11 protein-coding genes and 2 tRNA genes are annotated in these 14934 nt (G+C 65.4%); 3 read left to right on the top strand and 10 right to left on the bottom strand.

Annotated elements, in window-relative coordinates:
- Positions 1-185: 185 nt before the first annotated feature.
- Entirely contained in the window at positions 186-2429 is a 2244-nt protein-coding gene (locus HMPREF3014_RS31355; RefSeq protein ID WP_003162499.1) for a YgiQ family radical SAM protein, read from the bottom strand.
- A 212-nt stretch (positions 2430-2641) separates the two neighbouring features.
- Here HMPREF3014_RS31355 and HMPREF3014_RS31350 point away from each other — a divergent pair, with 212 nt between their 5' ends.
- Positions 2642-4543 (top strand): diguanylate cyclase, encoded by a 1902-nt coding sequence (locus HMPREF3014_RS31350; RefSeq protein ID WP_023087856.1) that lies wholly within the window; start codon positions 2642-2644, stop codon positions 4541-4543.
- Position 4544: 1 nt separating this feature from the next.
- Here HMPREF3014_RS31350 and alr read toward each other — a convergent pair whose 3' ends face one another.
- From alr to rnr, 8 genes are all read right to left on the bottom strand, one after another.
- Positions 4545-5621 carry an alanine racemase gene (gene alr, locus HMPREF3014_RS31345; RefSeq protein WP_003100010.1) on the bottom strand — a complete coding sequence of 359 codons (1077 nt, stop codon included), beginning with the start codon at positions 5619-5621 and terminating at the stop codon, positions 4545-4547.
- Between the two features lie 68 nt (positions 5622-5689).
- Entirely contained in the window at positions 5690-7084 is a 1395-nt protein-coding gene (gene dnaB / locus HMPREF3014_RS31340) for a replicative DNA helicase (protein ID WP_003100012.1), read from the bottom strand.
- Between the two features lie 128 nt (positions 7085-7212).
- On the bottom strand, positions 7213-7659 hold the full coding sequence (gene rplI / locus HMPREF3014_RS31335; protein WP_003095627.1) for a 50S ribosomal protein L9: 447 nt from the start codon (positions 7657-7659) through the stop codon (positions 7213-7215).
- A gap of 21 nt (positions 7660-7680) precedes the next feature.
- Positions 7681-8550, bottom strand: coding sequence for a hypothetical protein (locus tag HMPREF3014_RS31330; RefSeq protein WP_023087857.1), 870 nt, complete (start codon positions 8548-8550; stop codon positions 7681-7683).
- Positions 8551-8586: 36 nt separating this feature from the next.
- Complete coding sequence (gene rpsR, locus HMPREF3014_RS31325; RefSeq protein ID WP_003095634.1) at positions 8587-8817, bottom strand: 30S ribosomal protein S18; 231 nt, start codon at positions 8815-8817, stop codon at positions 8587-8589.
- Positions 8818-8846: 29 nt separating this feature from the next.
- Complete coding sequence (gene rpsF, locus HMPREF3014_RS31320; RefSeq protein WP_003095636.1) at positions 8847-9266, bottom strand: 30S ribosomal protein S6; 420 nt, start codon at positions 9264-9266, stop codon at positions 8847-8849.
- 214 nt (positions 9267-9480) lie between these two features.
- Complete coding sequence (gene rlmB / locus HMPREF3014_RS31315; RefSeq protein ID WP_003095638.1) at positions 9481-10227, bottom strand: 23S rRNA (guanosine(2251)-2'-O)-methyltransferase RlmB; 747 nt, start codon at positions 10225-10227, stop codon at positions 9481-9483.
- Complete coding sequence (gene rnr, locus HMPREF3014_RS31310; protein ID WP_003100016.1) at positions 10224-12938, bottom strand: ribonuclease R; 2715 nt, start codon at positions 12936-12938, stop codon at positions 10224-10226. Before rnr ends, rlmB begins: the two co-directional genes overlap by 4 nt.
- 204 nt (positions 12939-13142) lie before the next feature.
- On the opposite strand from rnr, the gene HMPREF3014_RS31305 reads away from it, so the two are divergent.
- Both HMPREF3014_RS31305 and HMPREF3014_RS31300 read left to right on the top strand, forming a co-directional pair.
- Positions 13143-13229: transfer RNA gene (locus HMPREF3014_RS31305), tRNA-Leu, on the top strand.
- Between the two features lie 129 nt (positions 13230-13358).
- Positions 13359-13445 (top strand) — tRNA-Leu (locus HMPREF3014_RS31300).
- Positions 13446-13600: 155 nt separating this feature from the next.
- Here HMPREF3014_RS31300 and HMPREF3014_RS31295 read toward each other — a convergent pair.
- On the bottom strand, positions 13601-14893 hold the full coding sequence (locus HMPREF3014_RS31295) for an adenylosuccinate synthase (protein WP_003095642.1): 1293 nt from the start codon (positions 14891-14893) through the stop codon (positions 13601-13603).
- Positions 14894-14934 lie beyond the last annotated feature (41 nt).

Below are 14934 nucleotides of genomic sequence, written 5' to 3'. Positions count from 1 at the left end.
TTGCCGGGTCCGCCACGACGGTTCTTCGTGAAGACCGGGATGCCCCGGAAGCGCAAGACTTGTGCCAGCGCCGTCAGGCCCGGGCGGCCAGGAGGTCGTGCCGCGGCAATGCACTGCGACGGTGCGCGACCGCAGGCAAGGTTGCAGCCGCGCACGCTTTGCGGGCGGCAGGGCCGCCCCGGCGATCAGCGCGGGATGTTCGGCTGGCGCGACTTCTTCTTGCCCTTGGCGAAGGCCGTCGCCTTGTTCTGCTGGCCCTTGCTCCACGGCTTGCCGCCGTCGCTGGCGCGTGGCGGCAGGCCGGTATGCTGGGTCAGCAGCTTGCCGGCCTTCTTGCTGCCGGCCGGCGTCGAGTTCTTCCGCCGGGCGCTCTGGTATTCGCCGGTATCCGGCTGGTAGGTCGGGACCAGGTGGTGCTTGCCATTGCCGATCAGGTCGGCGCGCCCCATCCGCTCCAGCGCCTCGCGCAGCAGCGGCCAGCCTTTCGGGTCGTGGTAGCGCAGGAAGGCCTTGTGCAGGCGCCGCTGCTGGTCGCTCTTGACGATGGTCACGCCATCGCTCTTGTAGGTGACCTTGCGCAGCGGGTTCTTGCCCGAGTGATACATAGCGGTGGCAGTGGCCATCGGCGAAGGATAGAACGCCTGGACCTGGTCGGCGCGGAAGCCGTTGCGCTTGAGCCACAGGGCCAGGTTCATCATGTCTTCGTCGGTGGTCCCGGGATGGGCGGCGATGAAGTACGGGATCAGGTACTGCTCCTTGCCGGCTTCCTTCGAGAACTTCTCGAACATCTGCTTGAAGCGGTCGTAGGTGCCGATCCCCGGCTTCATCATCTTGTCCAGCGGACCGCGCTCGGTGTGCTCCGGGGCGATCTTCAGGTAGCCGCCGACGTGGTGGGTCACCAGTTCCTTGACGTACTCGGGCGACTCGACGGCGAGGTCGTAGCGCAGGCCGGAGGCGATCAGGATCTTCTTCACCCCCGGCAGCGCCCGGGCCTTGCGGTACAGCTCGATCAGCGAGCTGTGGTCGGTATCGAGGTTCTCGCAGATGCCGGGGAACACGCAGGACGGCTTGCGGCAGTGCCGCTCGATGTCCGGGCTCTTGCAGGCGATGCGGTACATGTTCGCCGTCGGTCCGCCAAGGTCGGAGACCACGCCGGTGAAGCCGGGCACCTTGTCGCGCATCTCCTCGATCTCGCGGATGATCGAGTCGTGCGAGCGGTTCTGGATGATCCGTCCCTCATGTTCGGTGATCGAGCAGAAGGTGCAGCCGCCGAAGCAGCCACGCATGATGTTCACCGAGAAGCGGATCATCTCGTAGGCGGGAATCTTCGCCTTGCCGTAGGCCGGGTGCGGTACGCGGGCATAGGGCATGCCGAACACGTAGTCCATTTCCTCGGTGCTCATCGGAATGGGCGGCGGGTTGAACCAGACATCCACTTCGCCGTGCTTCTGCACCAGGGCACGGGCGTTGCCCGGGTTGGTCTCCAGGTGCAGCACGCGGTTGGCGTGGGCATAGAGCACCGGGTCGTTGCGCACCTTCTCGAAAGACGGCAGGCGGATCACGGTCTTCTCCCGGGTCAACCTGGGGTTCGCCAGCAACTGCACGACCTTGGCTTCCTGCGGGTCCTCCTGCGCGCCCTTTTCCTGCTCGATGGCGCAGGCGGCGGTGTCCTGGGTGTTCACGTAGGGATTGATGATCTTGTCGATCTTGCCCGGCCGGTCGATCCGCGTGGAATCGATCTCGAACCAGCCCTCCGGGGTGTCGCGACGGACGAAGGCGGTGCCGCGCACGTCGGTGATCGCGCTCAGCGGTTCGCCCTGGGCCAGGCGCTGGGCGATTTCCACCACCGCACGCTCGGCGTTGCCGTAGAGCAGGATGTCGGCCGTGGCGTCCATCAGGATCGAGCGGCGGACCTTGTCCTGCCAGTAGTCGTAATGGGCGATACGGCGCAACGAGGCCTCGATCCCGCCGAGGATCACCGGCACATGGCTGTAGGCCTCCTTGCAGCGCTGGCTGTAGACCAGGCTGGCACGGTCCGGGCGCTTGCCGGCCAGGCCGCCGGGGGTGTAGGCGTCGTCGGAACGGACCTTCTTGTCCGCGGTGTAGCGGTTGATCATCGAGTCCATGTTGCCGGCCGCCACGCCGAAGAACAGGTTCGGCTCGCCGAGCTTCATGAAGTCGTCCTTCGACTGCCAATCCGGCTGGGCGATGATGCCGACGCGGAACCCCTGGGCCTCCAGCAGGCGGCCGATGATGGCCATGCCGAAGGACGGGTGGTCGACGTAGGCATCGCCGGTGACGATGATGATGTCGCAGGAGTCCCAGCCGAGCTGATCCATCTCTTCCCTACTCATAGGCAGGAAGGGCGCCGGACCGAAACACTCGGCCCAGTACTTGGGATAGTCGAACAGCGGCTTGGCGGCTTGCATCACGGGCACCAGGGGGTATCTCTAGGAATAGGGGGTCGCGAAAACGCGGGCGCGGAATATAGCACAAAAAATGAGCAATTCCGACGTTTTCACTGGGTATTGCCTGCCGTCGGCCGGCTTCGAAAAAATGCCATCATTTCGCCACCTTGTTTCTATACTCCATTCATCGTCATCTCACCCGGCCTCTAAGGCAGGCCCCCGGGAGAGTCATCGTGCGCCATCCTCTTGCCCTGCTCGCGGTCATCTTCCTGCTACTGGCCAGCGCCGTTTCGCGCGCCGCGCCGGAGTTTCCAGCGCCCCCGGCCAGCGGCGCCTGGTTGAACGGCTCGCTGGACCTGCTCGAAGACCCCGATGGCAACCTGGCGGTGGAGGACCTCGAACAAACGGAGCAGGCCGGCCGCTTCGTCGCCGCCGCCGGCCGCACCAGCGTCGGCCTCAGTCGCAGCGTCTGGTGGCTGCGCCTCGACCTGCCGAGACGCGAGGCGGTATCCGGCGGCTGGTGGCTGGAAGTCGCCAGCGCCAGCCTGCACGACCTGCGCCTGTACCTCCCCGACGAGCGCGGCGGGTTCCGCGAACATCGCAGCGGCGAAGCGGTGCCCTTCGCCGAGGGCCGCGACCACGCCTATCGTCATCCGCTGTTCCGGATCCCTCCCGGCGATGGGCCGTTGCGCGTCTACCTGCGCAGCTACGATCCCGGCGGCAACGCCTTTCCGCTGAGGCTCTGGAGCCACGACGAACTGCTGGAATACCGCAGCCAGGGCAACCTGCTGTTCGGCATGGCCTACGGGCTGATCCTCGCCCTGCTGCTGTACAACCTGTTCCTCTTCACCAGCCTGCGCGATCGCGCCTATTTCTGGTACGTGCTGACCGCTGCCAGCGCGCTGGTGCTGACCCTGAGCATCAGCGGCCATGGTTTCGAGTATTTCTGGCCCGAGCGGGCGGTGCCCTGGTGGCTTGACCGCCTGGCGCTGCTGGCGATCTGGGGCATCTGCGTGATCCGCTTCAGCCAGAACCTGCTGCAAAGCCGGCAGCACGCACGCTGGGCCCATCACCTGCTGAACGCCTGTTGCCTGCTGTTCCTTGCCTGCCTGGCGTTCAACGCCGCCGGCTGGCGCTGGCAGGCGGCCGGCGTGCTGGCGCTGACCCTGCTGGCCAACCTGCCGATCGCCATCGGCCTGGCAGTGCAGCGCTGGCGCCAGGGTTCGGCCACGGCGCGCCTGTACCTGGTCGGCTTCGGCCTGGTGCTCGGCAGCGTCAGCCTTGGCGTGATGCGCGCCACCGCGCTGGTCCAGCCGACCTCGGCCAACGCCATGGTCTTCCCGCTGGCGCTGACCCTGGAGGCCCTGCTGTTCTCCCTGGCGCTCGCCTCGCGCATCCAGGACCTGAAGCAGGAAAGGGCCCTGGCCCTGGACCAGGCCGACCAGGAAAAGAATGCGCGCCTGGCCCTGCTGCACAGCGCCCAGCGCGACCTGGCACGCGCCGTGGAAGTCCGTACCAACGAGCTGAGCGAGGCCAATCGCCAGTTGCAGATGCGCGAAGCGCAACTGCAGTACGCCGCCCATCACGACCCACTGACCGGGCTTGGCAACCGCAGGCACCTGATGGAGTTCGCCGAAAGTGCCCTGGACGACGCGCGCCGCCACGGCAACAGCATGGCGCTGCTGCTGATCGATCTGGATCACTTCAAGCCGATCAACGACACCCATGGCCACGATGCCGGCGACTTCGTCCTGCAGAACGTGGCCCAGCGGCTGCGCCATTGCGTGCGCACCGAGGATTGCGTGGCGCGCCTCGGCGGCGACGAATTCGCCGTGCTGGTCGGCGGGTCGAATGCCGAGCAGCATGCCCGCGACATCGCCGAACGCCTGCTGCGAGAACTGGCGAAACCGGTGGAGTTCGCCAAGCAGTGGCTGGTGATCACACCGAGCATCGGCGTCGCCCTGTTTCCCGGCGACGCACTGCAGTTCGGCAAACTCTACAAGGCCGCCGACCAGGCGCTGTACCGGGTCAAGGGCGCCGGGCGCGCCGGCTATGCGATGGCTGCCGACGATGAACGCGAGACCGCGCCGGCGCTCCCCTGGCCGACCGCCCTGGCACCGGAGCGTATCTCCTGAATCAGTGGCTGTAGCGTCGCGGAACCCGGGCCGTGACCTTGCTCAGAAGCTCGTAGCCGAGGGTGCCGCAGGCACGGGCGACCTCGTCCACCGACAACCCGGCGCCCCACAACTCCACCGGGTCGCCAACGCGAGCCTCCGGCAGGTCGGAGAGGTCGACCGCCAGCATGTCCATCGAGACCCGCCCGGCCAGGGTCGCGCGGCGTCCCCCGACCAGTACCGGAGTCCCGGCTGGCGCGGTACGCGGATAGCCGTCGGCGTAGCCGCAACTGACCGTGCCGATCCGCGCCGGCCGCTCGGCGATCCAGGTGGCGCCGTAGCCGACGCTCTCGCCCACGGCCACCTCGCGCAGTGAAATCAACTGCGCGCCCAGGCTCATGGCCGGCCTCAGGCCCAGTTCGGCGGCGCTCAGGTCGGCCAGCGGGGTCGACCCGTAGAGCATGATTCCCGGCCGCAGCCAGTCCATGTGGGCGGCCGGGATAGTCAGCACCGCCGCCGAATTGGCCAGGCTGCGCTGGTCGAAATCCAGGTCGAGCAGGCCGAGGAAACTCTCCAGCTGCTGCTCGGTGAGCGGATGGTTGCGTTCGTCGGCGCAGGCGAAATGGCTGATCAGGTTCAGCTCGCGCACACCAGGATGGTTGCGCAGGCGCGCATGCCAGGCGCGCAGCGCGGCAGGATCGAAGCCCAGGCGGTGCATGCCGGAGTCGAGCTTGAGCCAGACGTTGAGTGGAATATCCAGGCCGGCGGCGAGGAACGCCTCGCCCTGTTCCGCGCCCTGGATCACCAGGTCCAGGCGCAATTGCCCGGCGAGGGCGTATTCGCTCGCCTCGAAGCAGCCTTCCAGCAACAGGATGCGCGCGCTGGCGTGCAAGGCGCGGACTTCCGCGGCCTCCTCCAGGCAGGCCACGGCGAAGCCATCGGCATCGTCGTGCAACGCGGTAACCACTTCGCGCGCACCGTGGCCATAGGCGTTCGCCTTGACCACCGCGAACGCCTGGCGCTGCGGCGCGCAGCGCTTGGCCAGGGCATAGTTGTGGCGAATGGCGGAAAGGTCGACGGTGGCAACGAGGGGACGCATGGCATCGGGTCCTGCAACTGAAACGGGTGCCTATGGTAAGGCGCCCGCCGGGCAAGACCCAAGCCGGGTCATTCGTCCTCGAAGTTGTACATGCCGGCGGCAAGGTTCTCGAAGCGCGTGTATTTGCCGATGAAGGCCAGGCGCACCGTACCGATCGGACCGTTACGCTGCTTGCCGATGATGATTTCGGCGACGCCCTTGAACTCGGTCTCCGGGTGGTACACCTCGTCGCGGTAGACGAACATGATCACGTCGGCGTCCTGCTCGATCGCCCCGGATTCGCGCAAGTCGGAGTTCACCGGGCGCTTGTTGGGTCGCTGCTCCAGGGAGCGGTTGAGCTGCGACAGGGCAATCACCGGGCAGTTGAATTCCTTCGCCAGGGCCTTCAGCGAGCGGGAAATCTCGGAAATCTCGTTGGTCCGGTTGTCGCCGCTGGAGCCGGGTATCTGCATCAGTTGCAGGTAGTCGATCATGATCAGCGCCAGGTCGCCGTGCTCGCGCACCAGGCGACGGGTCCGCGCGCGCATTTCCGAGGGACTGATGCCAGCGGTATCGTCGATGAACAGCTTCTTGTCGTTGAGCAGGTTGATCGCCGAAGTCAGGCGCGGCCAGTCCTCGTCGTCGAGCTTGCCGGAACGCACCTTGGTCTGGTCGATACGCCCGAGCGACGAGAGCATACGCATCACGATCGAGTCGGAGGGCATCTCCAGGGAGTACACCAACACGGCCTTGTCGGTGCGCATCACCGCGTTCTCGACCAGGTTCATGGCGAAGGTGGTCTTACCCATCGACGGACGCCCGGCGACGATGATCAGGTCGGCCGGCTGCAGGCCGCTGGTCTTCTCGTCGAGGTCGGTGAAACCGGTGGACACCCCGGTCAGCGCCTCGGTGGTGTTGAACAGGTAGTCGATGCGGTCGATGGTCTTGACCAGGATATCGCTGATCCCTACCGGCCCGCCGGTCTTCGGTCGCGCTTCGGCGATCTCGAAGATCTTCCGCTCGGCCTCGTCGAGGATCTCGTTGGCGCCGCGCCCTTCCGGGTGGAAGGCGCTGTCGGCGATCTCGTTGCTGATGCCGATCAGTTGGCGCAGGGTGGCGCGCTCGCGGATGATCTGCGCGTAGGCCTTGATGTTGGCGACCGAGGGAATGTTCTTCGCCAGTTCGCCGAGATAGGCCAGGCCGCCGACCTGGGCCAGTTGTCCTTCCTTCTCCAACTGCTCGGAGAGGGTCACCACGTCGATCGGCTGGTTGGCCTCGGCCAGCTTGTAGATGGCGCGGAAGATCAGGCGATGGTCATGGCGGTAGAAATCGCCGTCGGACACCGAATCCGACACACGCTCCCAGGCGTTGTTGTCCAGCATCAGGCCACCCAGCACGGCCTGCTCGGCCTCGATCGAGTGCGGCGGCACCTTCAGGGCTGTGGTTTCCAGGTCGTATTGCTCGGGGCTGGTGATCTCGTTCATAGACTCGACGCAAGAAAAAGGAACAGCGGAAAAAACAACGGGCACGGTGCCGTTGCCGGTACCGTGCCCGATGTTAGCGGACTGCCGCGGACACGCATATGCCCGCCCAGCCCTACCGATCGGATCGCTTACTCAGCGACGATGATCAGCTTCAGAGTGGTTTCCACGTCGGTGTGCAGGTGCACGGCGACGTCGAACTCACCGGTGTTGCGCAGCGCGCCGTTGGGCAGGCGAACTTCGGCTTTTTCCAGCGGGTAACCGGCAGCGGAAACGGCTTCGGCGATGTCGCGGGTGCCGATCGAACCGAACAGCTTGCCTTCGTCGCCAGCGTGGGCGCCGAGGGTTACCACCAGCTCGGAGAGCTGGGCAGCACGGGCTTCGGCAGCGGCCTTCTTCTCGGCGGCAGCCTTTTCCAGCTCGGCGCGGCGTGCTTCGAACGCAGCGACGTTCTCGGCGGTGGCGACGGTGGCCTTGCCCTGCGGCAGCAGGAAGTTACGGGCGTAACCGCCCTTGATGTTCACCTTGTCGCCCAGGTTGCCCAGGTTGGCGACTTTTTCCAGCAGGATGACTTCCATTTGAGTCTTACCTCTTAACTTTTAACCTTCACCGTTCGTGGAACCCTGGCGCCGGGCCAGGCGTCCACGAATATCAAACAGACTGTCGACAACCGCCAAAAGACAGATCAGGTTCCCCAGCAGCAATACAGCCAGGTACAGGCCCACCAGCCAACCACCCGCGAGGCGCTTCAGGGCGATCAGGCCATGCCCGAGCGCCACGCCGGCGATGATCAGCGGCACGCTGCACAACGGACCGAGCACCGCGGCCTGCACTTCCAGCGCCGGGACCACGACGGCCCCCAGCAGCAGGATCACGGCAACCGCCGGCGCCAGCCGCAAACTCCGGAATTCGCGGCCGAAGCCGCCCGGGTTGTACAGCGAAGCCTGCCAGTACCGCGCGAGCATTAGGCAGAGCAGGCAGGTCACCTGCAGCGAGGAAGCCATGACCCCGGTCAGGGTCGGCACCAGCGCCACCTGCAACTTGTCCAGCTCTTCGCCCGACAGCTGGGACTCCCCGCGAAGCTGGGTCAGGACCTTGGTGACTTCCGTCGCCAGGGCGCCGATCAGCTCGCTGGAGGTATGCCCCAGCACCAGCGCGAATACCACGCCAACTGCAACACTGCCCAGCAGCACATGGCTCCAGGACGTGCTGGCGCGCAGGATCTGCGCCAGCGTCAGGGTACCGAGCAGGACCAGAAGGATGCTCGGATCGCCCAGGTACCACCAGAACATCGCCGGTAGCACCGCCCAGGCCAGGACGCCGAAGGCGTCGCCGAATCCGCGCCGCAGCAGCACCAGGCTACCGGCGGCGGCACTCAGCCAGAACAACAGTGGAACAACCGCGGAGCCTGCCACGGCGAGCGTGGCCTGCATGCGGCCGCGCATGGTGAACTCAGCCAGTGCGCGCATGCGATCTATCCCTTACCAGCGTTCGACTGCCCGATCTCAACGGCCGTGGCTGTCGGTGTAAGGAAGCAGGGCCAGGTAGCGGGCGCGCTTGATAGCGGTCGCCAGCTGACGCTGGTACTTGGCCTTGGTGCCGGTGATACGGCTCGGAACGATCTTGCCGGTTTCGGAAACGTAGGCCTTCAGGGTGTTGAGATCCTTGTAATCGATCTCTTTCACGCCTTCGGCGGTGAAGCGGCAGAACTTACGACGACGGAAGAAACGTGCCATGTGATTGGCTCCTCAATACTGGTCCGGAATTACTCGTCAGCGTTATCGCTATCGCTGTTGTCGTCGCCATCGGCGCCTTCAGCGTTATCGTTCGGACGCTCACGACGCTCGCGACGCTCGTTGCGGCTTTCTTCAGCCTTGAGCATCTCGGACTGCTCGGTGACAGCTTCGTCGCGACGCATGACCAGGTTACGGATCACGGCATCGTTGTAACGGAAGTTGTCTTCCAGCTCAGCCAGGGCCTTGGCGCTGCACTCGACGTTCATCAGAACGTAGTGGGCCTTGTGCACGTTGTTGATGGCGTAGGCCAGCTGACGACGGCCCCAGTCTTCCAGACGGTGGATCTTGCCGCCGTCTTCTTCGATGGCCTTGGTGTAACGCTCGACCATGCCACCGACTTGTTCGCTCTGGTCCGGGTGAACCAGGAACACGATTTCGTAATGACGCATAAATGCTCCTTACGGGTTGCAGCCTGCCGCAGAACGGTCAGGCAAGGAGTGAATGTTTTCTTGGCTTGCCTGGTGGAGAGGCGAACGAACGCCTGCCCGCGCGGCAAGGGGCGACATTCTAGAGAAGGGCAACCGGCGAAGCAAGGAAGATTGGCGAATATTTGTACAGCGGATGGAATGGTGCGGGGCCGCGCCGCGGCGGCCCCGCACGCGCTCACTCCAGCGGGGTGCGTTGGCGGAGGATCTCGAACAGGCAGACACCGGTGGCGACCGAGACGTTCAGGCTGCTGACGCTGCCGGCCATCGGCAACCTGGCGAGGAAGTCGCAGTGCTCGCGGGTCAGCCGGCGCATGCCCTTGCCTTCCGCGCCCATCACCAGCACGGTCGGCCCCTTGAGGTCGAGCTGGTAGAGGGTCTTGTCCGCCTCGCCAGCGGTGCCGACCACCCACAGGCCGCGCTGCTGGAGCTTTTCCAGGGTACGCGCGAGGTTGGTCACCGCCACCAGCGGGATCACCTCGGCGGCGCCGCAAGCGACCTTGCGCACGGTGGCGTTGAGGGTCGCGGACTTGTCCTTGGGCACGATCACCGCCTGCACCCCCGCCGCATCGGCGGTACGCAGGCAGGCGCCGAGGTTGTGCGGATCGGTGACGCCATCCAGGGCCAGCAGGAGCGGCACGCCCTCGCTCCGCTCGAGCAGTTCCTCGAGCATGTTTTCGCCCCAGACCTGGCTGGGGCTGACTTCCGCGACCACGCCCTGGTGGACGCCTTCCGCCCACTCGTCGAGTTCGCGCCGATCGCGCTGCCCTACCGGAATACGGAACCCGGCGGCCAGCTCGGTGAGCACCTGGACCCGCGGATCATGCCGCCCCTCGGCCAGCCACAACTGCTTGACCCGCTTCGGGTGATGACGCAACAACGCTTCCACGGCATGCACGCCGTAGACCTTTTCCCACTGACTCATGACTTGGCCTTACGTTTGCGCGCCCCGGTGGCGGCCGGAGCGTTGTCGGCCTTCGGCTTGGAAGGCCCCTTGCGATGCTTGGTCGGCTTGCCCGGCTTGGCGGCAGCGGCGGGCTTGCCGTCCTTGGCCTTGCCCTTCGCGCTCTTGCCCGCAGGAACGACCTTGCCCTTCTTCCCGCCCTTGTCCTTGCCGCCGACACGCGCCTCGGCGAGCAGCGCCTGCTTCACCTCGCGACTCTTGCGCACGTCGGTGTTGCCGAGCATCTCCGCGGCCTGCGCCAGCAGCTCCGGCGCGACCGGCGGCAGCGCCTGCACCTTGCCGGCCTTGCGCCGCGGCACCACCGCGGCGTCGGGACTGGCCAGCGCCGGCTCCAGGTCGACCTCGGGCACGGATGCGCCCTTGCGCCCCTTCGGCGCCTTGCCGGCGTTCGCCGACTTGTCGCCGTTGCGCTTCTTGCGTCCGATCGGCGCGCTCAGCACGTTTCCGGCCAGCTCGAAATCGATCTTCCGCTCGTCCAGGTCGACCCGCGCCACTACCACTTCCGTGGTGTCGCCGAGACGGAAGCTGCGCCCGGTGCGTTCGCCGCTGAGGCGATGGTGCACGGCGTCGAAATGATAGTAGTCGCCGGGCAGCGCGGTCACATGGACCAGGCCTTCGACGAAGATGTCGGTCAGCTCGACGAACAGACCGAAACCGGTGACCGCAGTGATTACGCCAGGGAAGGTCTCGCCGACCCGCTCGCGCATGTATTCGCACTTCAGCCAGTTGGTCACGTCGCGGGTGGCCTCGTCGGCACGCCGCTCGGTCATCGAGCACTGCTCGCCCAACTGGTCCAGGCGCAATTCGTCGTACGGATAGATACGCGCCTTGGGCATGCTCGCCGCGCCGGCCCGCTGCACGTGCGGAGTCTCCGCCTTGGAGCGGATCACACTGCGGATCGCACGATGCACCAGCAGGTCCGGGTAGCGCCGGATCGGCGAGGTGAAGTGGGTGTAGGCGTCGTAGTTGAGGCCGAAGTGGCCATTGTTGTCCGGGCTGTACACCGCCTGGCTGAGCGAACGCAGCATGACCGTCTGGATCAGGCGGAAGTCGGCGCGGTCGTGGATCTTCTCCAGCAACTCCTGGTAGTCGCCCGGGGTCGGCGCGGCCTTGCCGCGGCCGAGGCTCAACCCCAGCTCGCCGAGGAACTGGCGCAGGTTGTTGAGTTTCTCCTGCGGCGGGCCGTCATGCACCCGGTACAACGCCGGGATGGCGTGCTTCTGCAGGAAGCGTGCGGTCGCCACGTTGGCGCAGAGCATGCATTCTTCGATCAGGCGGTGCGCATCGTTGCGCTGGGTCGGGCGGATTTCCGAGATCTTCCGGTCGGCGCCGAAGACGATGCGGGTTTCCTGGGTCTCGAAATCGATCGCGCCGCGGACATGGCGGCCGGCCAGCAGCGCTTTATACAACGCATACAGCTGCTGCAAGTGCGGCACCACGCCGGGCAACTGCTGGCGCAGGTTCTCGGCCTCGACGCTGTCGGGGTGCTCGAGCAACTGGCTGACCTTGGTGTAGGTCAGGCGGGCATGGGAGTGGATCACCGCTTCGTAGAACTGGTAGCCGGTCAGCTTGCCAGCCTTGGACAGGGTCATCTCGCAGACCATGGCCAGCCGGTCGACCAGCGGATTCAGCGAGCAGAGACCATTGGACAGCACCTCCGGCAGCATCGGGATCACCCGCTCGGGGAAATACACCGAGTTGCCGCGCCTGGCCGCCTCTTCGTCCAGCGCCGAACCGACCTTCACGTAGTGCGAGACATCGGCGATCGCCACGAACAGGCGCCAGCCGCCGCCGCGCTTGGCCTCGGCGTACACCGCGTCGTCGAAGTCGCGGGCATCCTCGCCGTCGATGGTGACGAAGGGCACCTGGCGCAGGTCGATACGCTTTTCCTTGTCCTTCTCCGCCACTTCCGGCTTGAGCTTGGCCGCTTCCTTCTCCACCGCGGCCGGCCAGACGTGGGGGATATCGTAGCTGCGCAGGGCGACTTCGATCTCCATCCCCGGCGCCATGTAGTCGCCGAGCACCTCGACGATCTCGCCCTGGGCCTGGCGGTGGATGCTCGGCCATTGCTCGATGCGCACCTGGACGAACTGGTTGTGCCTGGCCTTGCCGGCCTTGCCCGGCGGGATCAGGACTTCCTGCTGGATCTTCGGGTTGTCCGCGACCACCACGCCGATGCCGCTTTCCTCGAAGTAGCGGCCGACCACGATCTCGTGGGCCCGCTCGATCACCTCGACCAGCTGGCCTTCGCGGCGTCCGCGCCGGTCATGGCCGGACACCCGGGCCAGGGCGCGGTCGCCGTCGAACACCAGGCGCATCTGGGTGGGACTGAGGAACAGGTCGTCGCTGCCATCGTCGGGGATCAGGAAGCCGAAGCCGTCGCGGTGCCCGCTGATGCGGCCGCGGATCAGGTCCAGCTTGTCCACCGGCGCATAGGCGCCACGACGCGTATAGATAAGCTGCCCGTCGCGCTCCATGGCGCGCAGGCGACGACGCAAGGCCTCTTCCGGCTCCTCGCCGGCGAGCCCGAACTCGTCGAGCAACTGGGAGCGAGTCGCCGGAGCGCCCCGCTCGGATAGGTGAGCCAGGATCAGTTCCCGGCTGGGGATGGGGTTTTCGTACTTTTCCGCTTCGCGAGCGGCCTCGGGATCGAGGTTTTGCCAATCGGCCATTAGAGGTAGGTCACCTTTTCTTCTTTAGCGTTTGCTGCCATTGCTCTATTGAAGCGCGAAAACGCTTCGTCGGTCAGCTTCGGCAACAGAATAATTTTTATCGCATCAGGGGTTTACAAGCAGAATACGTACTCGTATAGTTCGCGCCCACAACGTTGCTGAGACGTTGTAACACGGAAACGATGAGCGATCATCGACTCCAGTGCCCAGGTGGCGGAATTGGTAGACGCACTAGGTTCAGGTCCTAGCGGTGGCAACACCGTGGAAGTTCGAGTCTTCTCCTGGGCACCATATTTCAGACAAAGCCGGTCATTAGACCGTTTTTGTTTCAGCAGTTCAGCCACTACCAGGCATTGAAACTGCGACAAGGTTTGCAACACCCAAGTCGATGAGCGATCATCGCACAATGCTGAAAAGCATGCCCAGGTGGCGGAATTGGTAGACGCACTAGGTTCAGGTCCTAGCGGTGGCAACACCGTGGAAGTTCGAGTCTTCTCCTGGGCACCATCTTCAAGACAAACAGCCGAGCATCGCTCGGCTTTTTGTTGTCCGCGATTTTCCCTTCGAGCCACGCCACCCTCCCCCGCTCACCGCGGCGCCGACCCCGGAAATGAAAACGGGCCGCATGCGCAGCCCGTTCCGTCATCGCCCCGCTATCCGCCTCAGGCGAATGGATGGCGCAGGATGATGGTCTCGTTGCGGTCCGGACCGGTGGAGATGATATCGATCGGCGCACCCACCAGCTCTTCCACGCGCTTGATGTAGGCGCGGGCGTTGGCCGGCAACTCTTCCAGGGTCTTCGCACCCACGGTCGACTCGCTCCAGCCGGGCATTTCCTCGTAGACCGGCTGCAGGCCGATGTAGCTGTCGGCATCGGTCGGCGCTTCCAGCACATCGCCATCGGCATTCTTGTAGCCGACGCACAGGCGCACCACATCCAGGCCATCGAGCACGTCGAGCTTGGTCAGGCACAGGCCGGAGATGCTGTTGATCTCGATGGCGCGGCGCAGGATCACGGCATCGAACCAGCCGCAGCGACGAGCGCGACCGGTGGTGGCACCGAACTCGTGGCCGCGCTTGGCCAGGTAGGCGCCGACGTCGTCGAACAGCTCGGTCGGGAACGGACCGGAGCCGACGCGAGTGGTATAGGCCTTGGTGATACCCAGTACGTAGTCCAGGTACAGCGGGCCGAAGCCGGAACCGGTGGCGGTACCGCCAGCGGTGGTGTTGGAACTGGTCACGTAGGGGTAGGTGCCATGGTCGATGTCCAGCAGCGATCCCTGGGCGCCTTCGAACATGATGTCCTTGCCGTGCTTGCGCAGGTCGTGCAGGGTCGCGGCGACATCGGCCATCATCGGCTTGAGCAGCTCGGCATACTCCATCGCCTCGTCCAGGGTCTTCTGGAAGTCGATGGCCGGCTCCTTGTAGTAGTGCTGCAGGACGAAGTTATGGTAGTCCAGCAGCTCACCCAGCTTGGCGGCGAAGCGCTCGCGGTGGAACAGGTCGCCGACGCGCAGGCCGCGACGTGCCACCTTGTCCTCGTATGCCGGGCCGATGCCACGACCGGTGGTGCCGATCTTGGCTTCGCCGCGGGCCTTCTCGCGCGCCTGGTCGAGGGCGACGTGATAGGACAGGATCAGCGGACAGGAAGGACTGATGCGCAGGCGCTCGCGCACCGGCACGCCCTTCTCTTCCAGCTTGGTGATTTCGCGCAGCAGCGCATCCGGCGCCAGCACCACGCCATTGCCGATCAGGCACTGCACGCCTTCGCGCAGGATGCCCGATGGAATCAGGTGCAGGACGGTTTTCTCGCCATCGATCACCAGGGTGTGGCCAGCGTTGTGACCACCCTGGTAGCGAACTACGGCAGCCGCCTGCTCGGTGAGCAGGTCGACGATCTTGCCCTTGCCCTCATCACCCCATTGGGTGCCCAGGACTACGACATTCTTACCCATAACACTTGTCCCCATCGTGGAAGTTCGATGCCGGCCGCGGC

The sequence above is a fragment of the Pseudomonas sp. HMSC065H01 genome (genome assembly GCF_001815235.1).
Lineage (GTDB): Bacteria > Pseudomonadota > Gammaproteobacteria > Pseudomonadales > Pseudomonadaceae > Pseudomonas > Pseudomonas aeruginosa.
This window is presented reverse-complemented; position numbering and strand designations above follow the sequence as displayed.

Bases quoted from the DNA above. Each gene is read 5' to 3' on its own strand.
- HMPREF3014_RS31355 (WP_003162499.1), bottom strand. From the start codon at position 2,429: ATGCAAGCCGCCAAGCCGCTGTTCGACTATCCCAAGTACTGGGCCGAG.
- alr (WP_003100010.1), bottom strand. From the start codon at position 5,621: ATGCGTCCCCTCGTTGCCACCGTCGACCTTTCCGCCATTCGCCACAAC.
- dnaB (WP_003100012.1), bottom strand. From the start codon at position 7,084: ATGAACGAGATCACCAGCCCCGAGCAATACGACCTGGAAACCACAGCC.
- rplI (WP_003095627.1), bottom strand. From the start codon at position 7,659: ATGGAAGTCATCCTGCTGGAAAAAGTCGCCAACCTGGGCAACCTGGGC.
- HMPREF3014_RS31330 (WP_023087857.1), bottom strand. From the start codon at position 8,550: ATGCGCGCACTGGCTGAGTTCACCATGCGCGGCCGCATGCAGGCCACG.
- rpsR (WP_003095634.1), bottom strand. From the start codon at position 8,817: ATGGCACGTTTCTTCCGTCGTCGTAAGTTCTGCCGCTTCACCGCCGAA.
- rpsF (WP_003095636.1), bottom strand. From the start codon at position 9,266: ATGCGTCATTACGAAATCGTGTTCCTGGTTCACCCGGACCAGAGCGAA.
- rlmB (WP_003095638.1), bottom strand. From the start codon at position 10,227: ATGAGTCAGTGGGAAAAGGTCTACGGCGTGCATGCCGTGGAAGCGTTG.
- rnr (WP_003100016.1), bottom strand. From the start codon at position 12,938: ATGGCCGATTGGCAAAACCTCGATCCCGAGGCCGCTCGCGAAGCGGAA.
- HMPREF3014_RS31295 (WP_003095642.1), bottom strand. From the start codon at position 14,893: ATGGGTAAGAATGTCGTAGTCCTGGGCACCCAATGGGGTGATGAGGGC.